This is a genomic window from Mesorhizobium sp. P2_D6, from assembly GCF_056404315.1.
This window is the reverse complement of sequence record NZ_JBFUEG010000019.1, coordinates 1-13,804: the sequence shown is the minus strand read 5'-3', so window position 1 is coordinate 13,804 and position 13,804 is coordinate 1. Positions and strand designations below refer to the sequence as shown.

Below are 13,804 nucleotides of genomic sequence, written 5' to 3'. Positions count from 1 at the left end.
CATCGACGGTTTCGCTATCTGCCAACGTGGAGGTTCGGCGCCGACGCGGAAGCCCATCCTTCTCCCTGTTGTTTATACGGGGGGAAGATGCCGGCAGGGGGATGAGGGGCAGCGCTGCCCAAAAGTGATTATCCACCAAGGCCTTGACTCACGTGAAACACCGCAAGCGTAGTACTTTCGTGCGATCTCACGTCAAACGGTAGCCCTGCCATCCTTGACAGGGCCGTCTCGCGGGGACATGTGTCGGGCAATCTCTGAATCTGGAACGGAAAATGATCGATCACTATGATGTGGTTGTGGTGGGCGGCGGCCATGCCGGGTGCGAGGCGGCCAGTGCTTCGGCGCGTGCCGGCGCCAGGACGGCACTGGTCACGCTGCGCTTCGACACGATCGGCGTCATGTCCTGCAATCCCGCGATCGGTGGGCTTGGCAAGGGCCATCTGGTGCGTGAGATCGATGCCATGGACGGGCTGATGGGCCGGGTTGCCGACGCAGCCGGCATTCAGTTTCGGCTGCTCAACCGCCGCAAAGGCCCTGCCGTCCGCGGGCCGCGCACCCAGGCGGATCGCAAGCTTTATCGGCTGGCCATGCAGGAAGCGATTCGGCAGCAGAACGATCTCGACGTCGTCGAGGGCGAGGTTCTGGGTTTTGAGATCGAAGAAGGGCGTATCGCCGCCGTGCTGCTGGCCGACGGGCGGCGGCTGGCCTGTGGGGCCGTCGTTCTGACCACCGGCACCTTCCTGCGCGGCCTGATCCATATTGGCGAGAAGAAGATCGTCGCCGGTCGCATGAACGAGCAGGCGAGCCTTGGCCTGTCGGCAACGATGAGCCGCGCGGGATTTGCGCTCGGCCGACTGAAGACCGGCACACCGCCGCGGCTCGATGGCCGCACCATTGATTGGGAGTCGCTGGAAAGCCAGGCGGCGGATGAGCATCCCTCGCCGTTCTCGCTGCTGACCGATACGATCAAGAATCCGCAGATCCATTGCGGCATCACCCGCACGACGCCGGCCACCCACGACCTCATCCGCGCCAATCTCGGTCGCTCGGCCATGTATTCCGGCTCGATCGAAGGGGTCGGTCCGCGTTATTGCCCGTCGATCGAGGATAAGATCGTCAAGTTCGGCGATCGGGAAGGCCACCAGATTTTCCTCGAGCCGGAAGGGCTCGACGACGACACCGTCTACCCAAATGGCATCTCGACCTCCCTGCCCGAGGATGTGCAGCTCGACATTCTGAAGACGATCCCGGGGCTGGAGCGGGCGACCATGCTGCAGCCGGGCTATGCCATCGAATACGACCATGTCGATCCGCGCGAGCTCGAGCCGACGTTGGAGACCAAGCGCATCGCCGGCCTGTTCCTGGCCGGGCAGATCAACGGCACCACCGGCTATGAAGAAGCCGGCGCGCAAGGCTTGCTCGCCGGGCTGAATGCCGCGCGCAAGGCGTCGGCCGGAGACCAGATCGTGCTCAGCAGGACCGAGGCCTACATCGGCGTGATGGTCGACGATTTGACCAGCCGCGGCATTGCCGAACCCTACCGCATGTTTACGTCGCGGGCTGAGTTCCGGCTGTCGCTGCGCGCCGACAATGCTGACGAGCGCCTGACGCCGCTGGCGACGAAGCTTGGAATTGTATCGCAGGAGCGAACGAAACGGTTCAACCAAGTCACCGTTGACCTTGAGAAGGCGCGCGAACTGGCGGTTGCTACGACGATGACGCCCAATGAAGCGGCGCGTCACGGGCTGGAGGTCAACAGAGACGGTGTGCGCCGCTCCGCCTATGAGTTGCTGGCCTATCCAGGCGTGGATGTTGCCTGGTTGACCCGCGTCGCGCCGGCATTCGGCGCCATCGACGCCAAGACCGCAGAGCGGCTCGAAACGGAAGCGAAATATTCGGTTTACCTCGATCGTCAGCAGGCTGATGTCGCGCAGATCCGGCACGAGGAAAGCCGGCTGATCCCTAACTCTGTCGATTTTGCAAATGTTCCAGGACTTTCTAATGAGCTGAAGCAGAAGATGCGGACGCGGCAGCCGCGCTCGATTGCAGATGCGCAGCGCATGGAGGGCATGACTCCGGCGGCGCTGGCGATTATCGTCGCGCATGTCCGCAATGCCGAATCGGCTGCGCGAAGGGCCGTTGCGTGAGCGCTGTCTCATGGACGAGCCTGCAGGAAGCAGCGGGACCGGTTTCACGTGAAACATTCGAACGTCTGGTGACGTTCCAACAGCTGTTCCTGAAATGGAACCGCAGCATCAACCTTGCCGCGCCATCGACGCTGGACGATGTCTGGGGCCGCCATATCCTGGACAGCGCGCAGCTGGCGCGAATCGCGCCTGAGGCCAAGCGCTGGACGGATCTCGGCTCAGGAGGCGGTTTTCCCGGACTGGTGCTGGCTTTCCTGCTTGTCGAGCGTGACGGCGCGTCGATCGATCTGGTCGAGAGCAACCGCAAGAAAGCCTCGTTCCTGCAAGCTGTCATCGGCCAGTTCGGTTTGCCGGCTCGGGTCGTTTCCCGGCGCATCGACGACAGCTATGCGCTTGTTTCAACACCTGAAATCGTCACGGCAAGGGCACTTGCAGCGCTCCCGGCGCTGCTCGATCTGTCGGCGCCATGGCTGACCAGGGGATCGCGCGCGCTGTTCCACAAAGGCCGGGATTACCGCGCCGAAGTGGAAGAAAGCACTCACCGCTGGGCCTTCGATCTGGTAGAACATCCGAGCATGACCGACGCCCATGGCGTCATCCTCGAAGTGACCGATCTGCGAGCTGCGTAGGCTTCCCGTCCGCAACCGCTTAACGACCCCTTTTGGCGACCCGCGAAATGAATATTTGGCATCGACCCATGAAAACCGGACCCCGCATCATCACCGTCGCCAACCAGAAGGGCGGCGTCGGCAAGACCACTACCGCCATCAATCTGGCCACGGCGCTGGCCGCCATCGGCGAAAAGGTGCTGATTGTCGATCTTGACCCGCAAGGCAATGCCTCGACGGGTCTCGGCATCGACCGCAAGGACCGCACGGTGTCCTCCTATGACGTGCTGACCGGCGAGCTTGACCTGGAAGCCGCAGCAATCCCAACGGCGGTGCCTGGCCTGTCGATCGTGCCGTCGACGCTCGACCTGCTCGGCATCGAGATGGAGATCGCTTCGGCGCCCGACCGGGTGCTGAAGCTGCGCAATGCGCTGCGTGCCGCGTCCGAGCGTGGCGCGCCATTCGGCTATGTGCTGATCGACTGCCCGCCATCGCTCAACCTTTTGACTTTGAATTCAATGGCGGCAGCCGATTCTGTTCTTGTGCCGCTGCAATGCGAATTCTTCGCGCTGGAAGGTCTCAGCCAATTGCTCGAAACGGTCGAGCAGGTGCGCCGCACGATCAATCCGGATCTGATCATTCAGGGCATCGTGCTGACCATGTATGACGGCCGCAACAACCTCGCCAACCAGGTGGTGCAGGATGTCCGCGCGCATATGGGCGACAAGGTCTACGAGACCATCATTCCGCGCAATGTGCGGGTGTCCGAGGCGCCGTCCTACGGTAAGCCGGCGATCCTTTATGATTTGAAGTGCTCGGGCAGCCAGGCCTATCTGCAACTGGCCTCCGAAGTGATCCGCCGCGAGCGTAAATTGCGCGCCGCTTAATTAGGGTTGGTTCATAAACCAAGCCGATTCGATACCGAAACGATTTGAAGATCTGGAATAGAGATGAGCGAAGACCTTTCGAGAAAAAGACTGGGGCGCGGACTGGCGGCGCTGATCGGCGAGATCGATCGTCCGGCGGCAGCTGAGAAGCCGGCCGCGAACGCGGACGGCAAGGTGCCGATCGAGTTTCTGAGCCCGAATCCGAAAAACCCGCGCCGGCATTTTGGCGACGCCGATCTGACCGACCTGGCGCAATCGATCCGCGAGCATGGCGTGGTGCAGCCGGTGGTGGCGCGGCCGTCGCCGACGCAGGCCGGCCGCTACGAGATCATCGCAGGCGAACGGCGCTGGCGCGCGGCGCAGCGCGCCGGCCTGACCGAGATCCCGATCATCGTTCGCGACGTCAACGACCGCACGGCGCTTGAGTTGGCGATCATCGAAAATGTCCAGCGCACCGACCTCAACCCGGTCGAGGAAGCGATGGGCTACCAGCAACTGATCGACGACCACGGCTACACCCAGGCCGATCTCGGCAATGTCATCGGCAAAAGTCGCAGCCATGTCGCCAACACGCTGCGTCTGTTGAAGCTGCCCGACGTTATCAGAGACATGCTGGTCGACGGCGCGCTGTCGGCCGGCCACGCCCGGACGTTGGTAACGGCGCATGATCCGGCCGGGCTCGCCAAGCAGATTGTCGAGGAAGGGCTTTCGGTGCGCCAGGCCGAGGCGCTGGCGCAGATGCCGGCAGGCGGCACGCCGCCCAAGGCCAAACCGGCGCAAGGTGCATCGGACAAGGACGCCGATACGCTGGCGCTGGAAAAGCTGATGACCGACACGATCGGCATGATCGTAACCATCGAGCACAAGGGCAAGGGCGGCGCGATCCGCGTGAATTATCGCAGCCTGGAGCAGCTCGACGAGTTGTGCCGGCGGTTGAAGGACGAGCGCTAGGCGATTGAGGCGCCACGGTATTTAGCCGGCGAAAGAAGTTTTGGCTTAAGGTTAGATTTTAGGCTGATATATTGGTGATAGACAAATGAAGGGCTGGCGCGATGCCGGCCCTTCTTTGTGGCGTTGGCCGCTTGCGAAATCGGCGCGGCAGCGTATCTCCCCCCCTTGAGGGGGAGATGGCCGGCAGGCCAGAAGGGGTCCCAGACATAGTCGCCTACATCTTGCGTGCCGCGAAAGGGTTGGCGCTCTACGCGCGGCGACCCCCTCTGTCGCCTTCGGCGACATCTCCCCCTCAAGGGGGGAGATCAGCTATCGCCTCTGCTTTCGCCGCGGCTTGACAGTGCCGGGCAACGGCGTAACCTCAATTAGGTATAGCTTACATTAATTGCCCTAGCGTGCCGATCAGTCGCGGCGGGGCTAATTGCCGTTCCCGTACATTTGTGAACGGCACCACCTCGCCCAAGCGATATGCCGACGCGCCTGACGCAAGCGGGGAGGTGCAAATGGCGGTCAGTTGGCAACTGTCTGGAAGTTACTTCGAAAATTGCAACTGCGATGTCGTGTGTCCTTGCCTGCTGTCGATCAACGCGCAGCTGACATCGAAGCCGACGCAAGGCGTTTGCGACGTTGGCCTGGTCTTTCATATCGATACCGGCAAATATGGTGACGTTCGGTTGGATGGCCTCAATGTTGCGATGGTTGCTCACGCGCCGGGCCCGATGGCGGACGGCAATTGGACGGCTGCCGCGTATATCGACGAACAGGCCGACGATAAGCAAACAGAAGCGCTGGGCGCGATCTTCACCGGCGCTGCAGGCGGTCCGATGGCGGTGCTGGCACCCATGATCGGCACGAATCTCGGAGCCAAGAAGGTACCGATAAGCTACCGGATCGACGGCAAGAAGCGGTCGGCGCAGATTGCGGGCATCATGCAGATGGCGGTCGAACCGTTGCCGACAATGCGCGAGGACGGGCAGATGTGGGCGGCCACCGGCCATCCGGTCAACCCCGACTGGCTTGCTCTGGCGATGGGGGCGGAAGGCAGCACATTCAGCGACCACGGAATGAGCTGGGATAATTCCCGCCGAAACGGGCACTATGCCCCGATCAATTGGTCCGGCCAGCACTAGAGCGTCTCGCCGTTTCATGGAAACGGCGATCCGCTCTATCTCTTTGTTTTGACGCAATTTCGGACGGAAAACCACTCACACTTTTCCTGAAATTACTCTAGTTCCCGGCCGCAACGGACTTAGCCCATGGCGCTGATATTGCAGCGAAACATCATTCTCGCGCTGCTGATTGTTGTCGCCGCGGCAGCGTGGACCGTGCTTGTCTGGCAGTGGATCGGCATGGACGCGGACATGCGCATGTACTCACCCACCATGGGGATGAAGGCGCCGCTGTTTCTTGCCGTCTGGATGATCATGATGATTGCCATGATGTTCCCTACCGCCGCGCCCATGGTGCTGACGTTTCATCGCGTTCAGGCCGGCAAACGGGGGCGCGGCGAGACTTTTGTCTCGACCTGGTTTTTCGTGGCTGCGTACATGCTGCTTTGGGGCGCGATGGGTGCGCTCGCCTTTGTCGGTGCGGCGGGCGGAGAGCTCATTGCGGCGCATGCGGGAATGTCCGCCGCCACGGCCGCGCGCATCGGCGGCGCGCTGCTGTTGATGGCAGGCGCCTATCAACTTTCTCCGCTGAAGGATCTGTGCCTGGCCAAATGCCGCACGCCCATTGGTTTCATCCTGACCTCATGGCGCGATGGTCAGTGGGGCGCGGTACGCATGGGCCTGGAGCATGGGCTTGTTTGCCTGGGCTGCTGCTGGCTTCTGTTCCTTGCTCTTTTTCCTCTCGGGATCATGAACATCGCCGCGATGGCTGTGGTCACCTTGCTGATCTTTGCAGAAAAGACCCTGCCGTCAGGGGAGAGGATCGCAAAGCTGTCGGGTGTCGCTCTGCTCTTTTATGGCGCAGTGGTGTTGGTCTTTCCGCAGGCGCTGCCAACCTTCCAGCCCATGGAAGCCATGGTCATGAATTGACCGATGGAGGGAGCTGCTGATCTCCCCCCTCGAGGGGGGAGATGGCCGGCAGGCCAGAAGGGGTCGCATCGCGTGAAGCGTGACCCCCTTTTTCATCAAGGATGAGGTCGAGGCGGCTGAGACAACCCCCTCTGTCGCCTTCGGCGACATCTCCCCCTCGAGGGGGGAGATCAGCCGCGCTGCCCCAGCCTCGCGCTTTCCACTGCAATGCCAAGCAGCGCCTGGCGCGCCAACGCTTCGGACAGGTCCGGCCTGCGCCTGGTCTGTAGCACGGCCGATTGCAGACGGATCAACGCGCGGCTGAGCGCATCGACGTTCCAGCGTTCCAGCGCCTTTTCCACCAGCTTGCGCCTGGAGAAAAAGACCGGAGGCCTCGCGCCCGCAACCGCGGAGGCAGCGTTGCGGCCGGCGGAGTCCATCTGTCCACGCATGACCTGAAGCTGCTGCAGCTGCCGCATCGCCGAAGACAGCACAAGAAAAGGCTGGCCGCCGGACAGGCAGTGGCGGGTGAAGGCGGTGTCGAAGTCACTGACTTTGCCCTCCAGCACCGCGTCGACGGCATCGTCGAAGGAGGCGCCGGAGACGTCGCCGGACATCGCCCTGACGTCGTCGAGGCCGATTTCCCTCTGGCCGTGCGCGTAAAGCACCAGCTTTTCGATCTCGCCGCGTGAGGCCAGCCGGTCGCCGCCGAGATTGCGGCGCAGCGCCTGGCGCGCATCGAGCGCCATCGACATGCCGGCCTTGCGCAATTCGTCGTCGATCACGCTGTCGATATCGCGAGCCTCGTCGGCATAGCAAGGCAGCGCCATGGCGGTGTCGGCAGCCTCGACGATCGCGCGCAGGCCGACGCCTTTCTTGAGATCGCCGGCCTCGATCAGAATGATGGCGTCGCGCGCAGGCTCTACCGTCAGTGCCTTGACGTCCTCGGCCAGCGGCTTCTGGCCACTGGCGTTGCGCACCCATAAAAGCCGTCGGTCGGAAAACATCGGCACCGTACGGGCCTCGTCGAGCAGCCGGCCCTGGTCGCGATCGACCTCCGCGCCGTCGAGCCGAACCACCGAAAAGGGGTCGTCGAGCGGCAGGCCGGTCTTTTCGGCAAAGGCTTTGGCGCGTTCGGCAACGAGGCCGCGGTCGGGGCCGTAAAGCAGGACAATCGAGATGCGCGCGTCCGGCTTCGCCAGCCACGAATCGACCTCGTATCCTTTCTTCTGCGCCATGATGGGTGGTTAGCATGATGCGGGCGCGGAGTGAACGGGAGCCAGTGAAGTGCGACTGTTTCCATGCGGCTGCAGTGATGGGTGCCTCATATCCAGGCGACAGCGCTGCCCCTCACCTGCCTGCCGGCATCCTCTCCCCGTATAGTGACGGGGAGAGGGGTCGCTCTCGTCGCTGGCTTCGCTAATCGCCACCGCTGCAAGAATGGCGCCGCGGCTGCGGCAAGCCCCTTTCTCCCCGTCACTATACGGGGAGAAATGCCCGGCAGGGCAATGAGGGGCAGCGCTGACATTGGCAGAATTGTCTGCTGTTGCGCCGGACCCATCATGTCCATTCGCCTAATTGCGCGCAGCCTGAAAACATCGACAAGAAATTTCGCCGCTATATCTGCATGTTGTCGCCGCGTGCCGCATCGGCCCTGAACAGGCCGATGACCGGGAGGATGGGTGCGCGTTCTGGCCCTCACGAAATCGCACTGGTCTGGCGGCGCAGATGTGTTGATATACGCGACCGGGCAACATTGGAGGATGAAGGTCATGGCCGATGCTGGGATGTTGCGGTTTCATGTGCCGGAGCCGGAGGTGCGGCCGGGCGGGACGCCTGACTTTTCCAACGTGCCTATCCCCAAGGCAGGTTCGGCGCCGCGGCCGGAGATCGAGGTCGATCCGCGCACCATCCGCGACATGGCGTTCTCGATCATTCGCGTGCTGAACCGCGACGGCGAGGCGGTCGGGCCATGGGCCGGGCTGCTTACCGATGAGGAGCTGCTCGAGGGCCTGCGCAATATGATGACGCTGCGCAGTTTCGATGCCCGCATGCAGATGGCGCAGCGCCAGGGCAAGACCTCGTTCTACATGCAGCATCTCGGCGAAGAGGCGGTGAGCTGCGCCTTTCGCAAGGCGCTGGCGCCCGGCGACATGAATTTCCCGACCTATCGGCAAGCCGGCCTGCTCATCGCCGACGGCTATCCGATGGTGACGATGATGAACCAGATCTACTCCAACGAGGCCGACCCGCTGAAGGGGCGGCAGCTGCCGATCATGTACTCGTCGAAGGAGCACGGCTTCTTCTCGATCTCCGGCAATCTGGCGACGCAGTACATCCAGGCGGTCGGCTGGGCGATGGCCTCGGCGATTTCCAACGATTCGAAAATCGCGGCGGCCTGGATCGGCGACGGCTCGACTGCCGAATCGGATTTCCACTCCGCACTGGTGTTCGCCTCGACCTACAAGGCGCCGGTCATCCTCAACGTCGTCAACAACCAGTGGGCGATCTCGACATTCCAAGGCATTGCCCGCGGCGGCTCCGGCACCTTTGCCGCGCGCGGCCTTGGCTTCGGCATTCCGTCGCTGCGCGTCGACGGCAATGATTATCTCGCCGTGCACGCGGTGGCCAAATGGGCGGCGAAGCGGGCGCGGCAGAACCTTGGGCCGACGCTGATCGAATATGTCACCTACCGCGCCGGCGCGCATTCGAGCTCGGACGATCCGTCGGCCTACCGGCCGAAGACCGAATCCGACGCCTGGCCGCTCGGCGATCCGGTCGTGCGGCTGAAAAACCATCTCATCCACAAGGGCGTCTGGTCGGACGAGCGTCATGCCCAGGCCGAAGCGGAAATCCTGGAAACGGTGATCGCGGCGCAGAAGGAAGCCGAGAGCCACGGCACGCTGCATGCCGGCGGCAAGCCGTCGACCCGCGACATGTTCGAAGGGCTCTATGCCGAGATGCCGCCGCATCTGAGGCGGCAGCGCCAGCAGGCGGGGGTCTGACCATGCCAAGACGCACCATGATCGAGGCCATTCGTGATGCCATGGACGTGTCGATGGCGCGCGACGAACGCGTCATCGTCTATGGCGAGGATGTCGGCTTTTTCGGCGGTGTCTTCCGCTGCACGCAAGGCCTGCAGGCCAAATACGGCAAGAGCCGCTGCTTCGACGCGCCGATCAACGAATCCGGCATAGTCGGCTCGGCCATCGGCATGGCCGCCTATGGGTTGAAGCCCTGCGTCGAGATTCAGTTTGCCGACTACATGTACCCGGCCTACGATCAGTTGACGCAGGAAGCAGCCCGCCTGCGCTACCGCTCGAACGGTGACTTCACCTGTCCGATCGTGGTGCGCATGCCGACCGGCGGCGGCATCTTTGGCGGCCAGACGCACAGCCAGAGTCCCGAAGCCTTGTTCACTCATGTGTCGGGGCTTAAGACGGTGGTGCCGTCCAACCCGCATGATGCCAAGGGGCTGCTGATCGCGGCGATCGAGGATCCGGATCCGGTGATCTTCCTCGAACCGAAGCGGCTCTACAACGGCCCGTTCGACGGCCATCACGACCGGCCGGTGACGCCATGGTCGAAGCATGAGCTGGGCGAAGTTGCCGATGGGCACTACACGGTACCGCTCGGCAAGGCGGCAATCCGCCGAGCAGGCTCTGCCGTCACCGTTCTGGCCTACGGCACCATGGTCTATGTCGCGCAGGCTGCTGTCGAGGAGACCGGCATCGATGCCGAGATCATCGATCTCAGAACCCTGCTGCCGCTCGACCTCGACACCATCGTCGCCTCGGTGAAGAAGACCGGGCGCTGCGTGGTCGTGCACGAGGCGACGCTGACCTCCGGCTTCGGCGCCGAGCTTTCGGCGCTGGTGCAGGAGAATTGTTTCTATCACCTCGAGGCGCCGGTGGCCCGCGTCACCGGTTGGGACACGCCCTATCCGCATGCACAGGAATGGGAGTATTTCCCAGGCCCCGCCCGTGTCGGACGCGCACTCATTGAAACCATGGGAGCTTAAGATGGGCGAACACATCATCAAGCTGCCCGATGTCGGCGAAGGCGTCGCCGAGGCCGAACTTGTGGAATGGCACGTGAAGGTCGGCGATCTCGTGCGCGAGGATTCCGTGCTTGCCGCCGTGATGACAGACAAGGCGACGGTGGAAATCCCCTCGCCGGTCGATGGCGAGATCCTGTGGCTGGGTGCCGAGATCGGCGACACGGTAGCGATCGGCTCGCCGATCGTGCGGCTGAAAGTGGCGGGTGAGGGCAATGTGAAGCCGGATGCGGCCGGGCAGACGGCGAAGGCCGAAGAGCCGGCGAAGCCGGCCGAGGCGAAGCCCGAAGCTCCGCCTGCGGCCAAACCCAAGGTGTCAGAGCCGGTAGCCAAAGCTGCGCCTGTTGCGGTCGCGCCCAAAATCCCGGAGCGGGTTTCCGGCGCGCCGCGCCCGGAGGGCGAAAAGCCCTTGGCATCGCCAGCCATTCGGCTGCGGGCCAAAGAGGCAGGCATCGATCTGCGCCAGGTATCGGGAACCGGCCCGGCCGGCCGCATCAGCCATGAAGACATCGAGGCTTTTCTGGCGCGCGGGCCGCAGGTGGCGAAAGCATCGGGCCTCGCCCGCAATGACAGCGTCGAGGACATCAAGGTCATCGGGCTCCGACGCAAGATCGCCGAGAAAATGTCGCTGGCGAAGTCACGCATTCCGCACATCACCTATGTCGAGGAGATCGACGTCACCGCGCTCGAGGAATTGCGCGCCGCGCTCAACAAGGAAAAGCGCAAGGGTGTCGAAAGGCCGAAGCTGACGCTGCTGCCGTTCTTGATGCGGGCGATGGTCAAGGCGATCGCCGACCAGCCCAACATCAACGCGCTGTTCGACGACGAGGCCGGCATCATCCATCAGCATGGCGGCGTCCACATCGGCATCGCCGCACAGACGCCGTCGGGCCTGGTGGTGCCGGTGGTCAAGCATGCCGAGGCGCGCGACCTCTGGGATTGCGCAGCCGAACTCAACCGCCTGGCCGAGGCGGCGAAGTCGGGCACGGCCAGCCGCGACGAGCTGTCGGGATCGACCATCACCATCACCTCGCTCGGCGCCATGGGCGGCGTGGCGACGACGCCGGTGATCAACCACCCGGAAGTGGCGATCGTCGGCGTCAACAAGATGATGGTGCGGCCGGTCTGGGACGGCACCCAGTTCATCCCGCGCAAGATGATGAACCTGTCGTCGAGCTTCGACCATCGGGTGGTCGACGGCTGGGACGCGGCGGTGTTCATCCAGCGGATCAAGGCGCTGCTGGAAACGCCGGCGCTGATATTTGTGGATTGAGGGTGATGGAGTTGATCGTAAGGCGCGAGCCGAAGGCGACGGATGAGGGGTGTTCCAGCGGAGTGAGGCGTTGGCGTTCCATGGAACACCCATCGCGCCGATCCACCGCCCTGGGGCGAGCCGCGGGTCTCGCCCCGTCCTTCGGACCCCACAAGGGGAGAAGGGAAGGCGCGCGGCGGCCGTCGCCGAAAGGACAGCCAAGATGAAAGAAATCTCCTGCAAGCTGCTTGTCATCGGCGCCGGGCCTGGCGGCTATGTCTGCGCCATTCGCGCCGGCCAGCTCGGCATCGATACGGTGATCGTCGAAGCCGGCAAACCGGGCGGCACCTGCCTCAATGTCGGCTGCATTCCGTCCAAGGCGCTGATCCATGCTGCGGAAGAGTTCGAGGCGGTGTCACATATGGCCGGCGGCACCAACCCGCTCGGCATTTCGGTAGCGGCGCCCGTGCTAGATCTGTCGGAGACCGTCGCATGGAAGGACGGGATTGTTAGCCGGCTGACCGGCGGTGTCGCCGGGCTGCTGAAGAAGGCCAAGGTCAAGACAGTCTATGGCTGGGCAACGTTTCGCGACGGCAAGACGGTAGCGGTCGAGACGGAGACCGGCACGCAGATCATCCGCGCCGAGACCGTGGTGATCGCCACTGGTTCGGCGTCGGTCGAGCTGCCGTTCCTGCCGTTCGGCGGGCCGGTGATCTCGTCGACCGAGGCTCTGGCTCTTAGTGAAGTGCCGAAGAGGCTCGCGGTTGTCGGTGGCGGCTATATCGGGCTCGAGCTCGGCATGGCCTTCGCCAAAATGGGCGCCGCCGTGACCGTGGTCGAGGCCCTGCCGCGCGTGCTGGCGCAGTATGATGCCGAACTGACCCGGCCCGTGGTGAAGCGGCTGACCCAGCTCGGCGTCGAGGTCATGACTGGCGCCAAGGCGAAGGGGATCAAGGGCGACGCGCTGCTGGTCGAGACTTCGGATGGCAAGAGCGCTAAAATTGCCGCGGACAAGATCCTGGTCACTGTAGGCCGTAAGCCGGTGACCGAAGGCTGGGGCCTCGACCAGATCGACCTCGACATGGTCGGCAAGTTCATCAAGATCGACGACCAGTGCCGCACTTCGATGCGCGGCATCTATGCCATTGGCGACGTCACCGGCGAGCCCATGCTGGCGCACCGGGCGATGGCGCAAGGCGAAATGGTGGCCGAGATCGTCGCCGGCCACAAGCGCAGCTGGGACAAGCGCTCGATCCCGGCAGTCTGCTTCACCGATCCGGAACTGGTCACCGCCGGCTTGACACCGGAAGAGGCGAAGGTGCTTGGCGAAATCAAGATCGGCCAGTTCCCCTTCGCCGCCAATGGCCGGGCGATGACGAAGCTCGGCGAAGACGGGTTCGTCCGCGTCGTTGCCCGCGCGGACAACCATCTGGTGCTCGGCATCCAGGCGGTCGGGCAAGGCGTGTCGGAACTGGCGGCGGCTTTTGGCCTGGCGCTGGAGATGGGCGCGCGGCTGGAGGATATCGCCGGCACGATCCATGCGCATCCGACGCAAGGCGAGGGATTCCAGGAAGCGGCGCTGAAGGCGCTGGGGCACGCGCTGCATATTTGAGGGTGCGTGATCTCCCCCCTTGAGGGACTGTTGCAAAATTGGATGGATGTGATTCCCTGTTTTTGAAACGGGGATTTTGCGATGACGACGAAGCCGAGCGGTCAGTTCAGTTTTGTGGAGGCTCTGCTGCCACAGGGTCTTGGTCGGAGTGGTCGGCTGGACCGGCTGTCGTCGCTGGTGAAGTGGTATCGCTTCGAGAAGATCCTTGCGCGGCTGCGCTCGCCGGCGGGGCCAGGGCGGCCTGCGTACAATTCGCTGGTGATGTTCAAGGC

11 protein-coding genes and 1 pseudogene are annotated in these 13,804 nt (G+C 63.4%); 11 read left to right on the top strand and 1 reads right to left on the bottom strand.

The window, feature by feature from the left end; genetic code table 11:
• Nucleotides 1-272: 272 nt before the first annotated feature.
• From mnmG to AC1D1L_RS27900, 6 genes are all read left to right on the top strand, one after another.
• Nucleotides 273-2,147, top strand: coding sequence for a tRNA uridine-5-carboxymethylaminomethyl(34) synthesis enzyme MnmG (gene mnmG, locus AC1D1L_RS27925; RefSeq protein ID WP_477344475.1), 1,875 nt, complete (start codon nt 273-275; stop codon nt 2,145-2,147).
• Nucleotides 2,144-2,776, top strand: coding sequence for a 16S rRNA (guanine(527)-N(7))-methyltransferase RsmG (rsmG, locus tag AC1D1L_RS27920; protein WP_477344474.1), 633 nt, complete (start codon nt 2,144-2,146; stop codon nt 2,774-2,776). The genes mnmG and rsmG overlap by 4 nt, the downstream gene beginning before the upstream one ends.
• A gap of 68 nt (nt 2,777-2,844) precedes the next feature.
• Nucleotides 2,845-3,642, top strand: a complete 798-nt coding sequence (locus AC1D1L_RS27915; RefSeq protein WP_112560215.1) for a ParA family protein — start codon at nt 2,845-2,847, stop codon at nt 3,640-3,642.
• 63 nt (nt 3,643-3,705) lie between these two features.
• On the top strand, nt 3,706-4,593 hold the full coding sequence (locus tag AC1D1L_RS27910) for a ParB/RepB/Spo0J family partition protein (RefSeq protein ID WP_477344473.1): 888 nt from the start codon (nt 3,706-3,708) through the stop codon (nt 4,591-4,593).
• Between the two features lie 497 nt (nt 4,594-5,090).
• Nucleotides 5,091-5,723, top strand: coding sequence for a DUF1326 domain-containing protein (locus AC1D1L_RS27905; protein ID WP_477344559.1), 633 nt, complete (start codon nt 5,091-5,093; stop codon nt 5,721-5,723).
• A 126-nt stretch (nt 5,724-5,849) separates the two neighbouring features.
• A complete protein-coding gene (locus AC1D1L_RS27900) occupies nt 5,850-6,632 on the top strand; it encodes a DUF2182 domain-containing protein (protein WP_477344472.1) in 783 nt (260 codons plus the stop codon).
• Nucleotides 6,633-6,802: 170 nt separating this feature from the next.
• Here AC1D1L_RS27900 and holA read toward each other — a convergent pair whose 3' ends face one another.
• Nucleotides 6,803-7,849 carry a DNA polymerase III subunit delta gene (gene holA / locus AC1D1L_RS27895; protein WP_477344471.1) on the bottom strand — a complete coding sequence of 349 codons (1,047 nt, stop codon included), beginning with the start codon at nt 7,847-7,849 and terminating at the stop codon, nt 6,803-6,805.
• A gap of 534 nt (nt 7,850-8,383) precedes the next feature.
• On the opposite strand from holA, the gene AC1D1L_RS27890 reads away from it, so the two are divergent.
• From AC1D1L_RS27890 to AC1D1L_RS27870, 5 genes and pseudogenes are all read left to right on the top strand, one after another.
• Entirely contained in the window at nt 8,384-9,616 is a 1,233-nt protein-coding gene (locus AC1D1L_RS27890; protein ID WP_477344470.1) for a thiamine pyrophosphate-dependent enzyme, read from the top strand.
• Nucleotides 9,617-9,618: 2 nt separating this feature from the next.
• Nucleotides 9,619-10,632 carry an alpha-ketoacid dehydrogenase subunit beta gene (locus AC1D1L_RS27885; protein WP_352583160.1) on the top strand — a complete coding sequence of 338 codons (1,014 nt, stop codon included), beginning with the start codon at nt 9,619-9,621 and terminating at the stop codon, nt 10,630-10,632.
• A gap of 1 nt (nt 10,633) precedes the next feature.
• Complete coding sequence (locus tag AC1D1L_RS27880) at nt 10,634-11,941, top strand: dihydrolipoamide acetyltransferase family protein (RefSeq protein ID WP_477344469.1); 1,308 nt, start codon at nt 10,634-10,636, stop codon at nt 11,939-11,941.
• A gap of 202 nt (nt 11,942-12,143) precedes the next feature.
• A complete protein-coding gene (gene lpdA / locus AC1D1L_RS27875) occupies nt 12,144-13,532 on the top strand; it encodes a dihydrolipoyl dehydrogenase (RefSeq protein WP_477344468.1) in 1,389 nt (462 codons plus the stop codon).
• An 81-nt stretch (nt 13,533-13,613) separates the two neighbouring features.
• Nucleotides 13,614-13,804, top strand: a pseudogene (locus AC1D1L_RS27870) (IS5/IS1182 family transposase); the annotation flags it as partial.

Coding starts and splice junctions, on each gene's coding strand:
- mnmG (WP_477344475.1), top strand. CDS start 273: ATGATCGATCACTATGATGTGGTTGTGGTGGGCGGCGGCCATGCCGGG.
- AC1D1L_RS27915 (WP_112560215.1), top strand. CDS start 2,845: ATGAAAACCGGACCCCGCATCATCACCGTCGCCAACCAGAAGGGCGGC.
- AC1D1L_RS27910 (WP_477344473.1), top strand. CDS start 3,706: ATGAGCGAAGACCTTTCGAGAAAAAGACTGGGGCGCGGACTGGCGGCG.
- AC1D1L_RS27900 (WP_477344472.1), top strand. CDS start 5,850: ATGGCGCTGATATTGCAGCGAAACATCATTCTCGCGCTGCTGATTGTT.
- holA (WP_477344471.1), bottom strand. CDS start 7,849: ATGGCGCAGAAGAAAGGATACGAGGTCGATTCGTGGCTGGCGAAGCCG.
- AC1D1L_RS27890 (WP_477344470.1), top strand. CDS start 8,384: ATGGCCGATGCTGGGATGTTGCGGTTTCATGTGCCGGAGCCGGAGGTG.
- AC1D1L_RS27885 (WP_352583160.1), top strand. CDS start 9,619: ATGCCAAGACGCACCATGATCGAGGCCATTCGTGATGCCATGGACGTG.
- AC1D1L_RS27880 (WP_477344469.1), top strand. CDS start 10,634: ATGGGCGAACACATCATCAAGCTGCCCGATGTCGGCGAAGGCGTCGCC.
- lpdA (WP_477344468.1), top strand. CDS start 12,144: ATGAAAGAAATCTCCTGCAAGCTGCTTGTCATCGGCGCCGGGCCTGGC.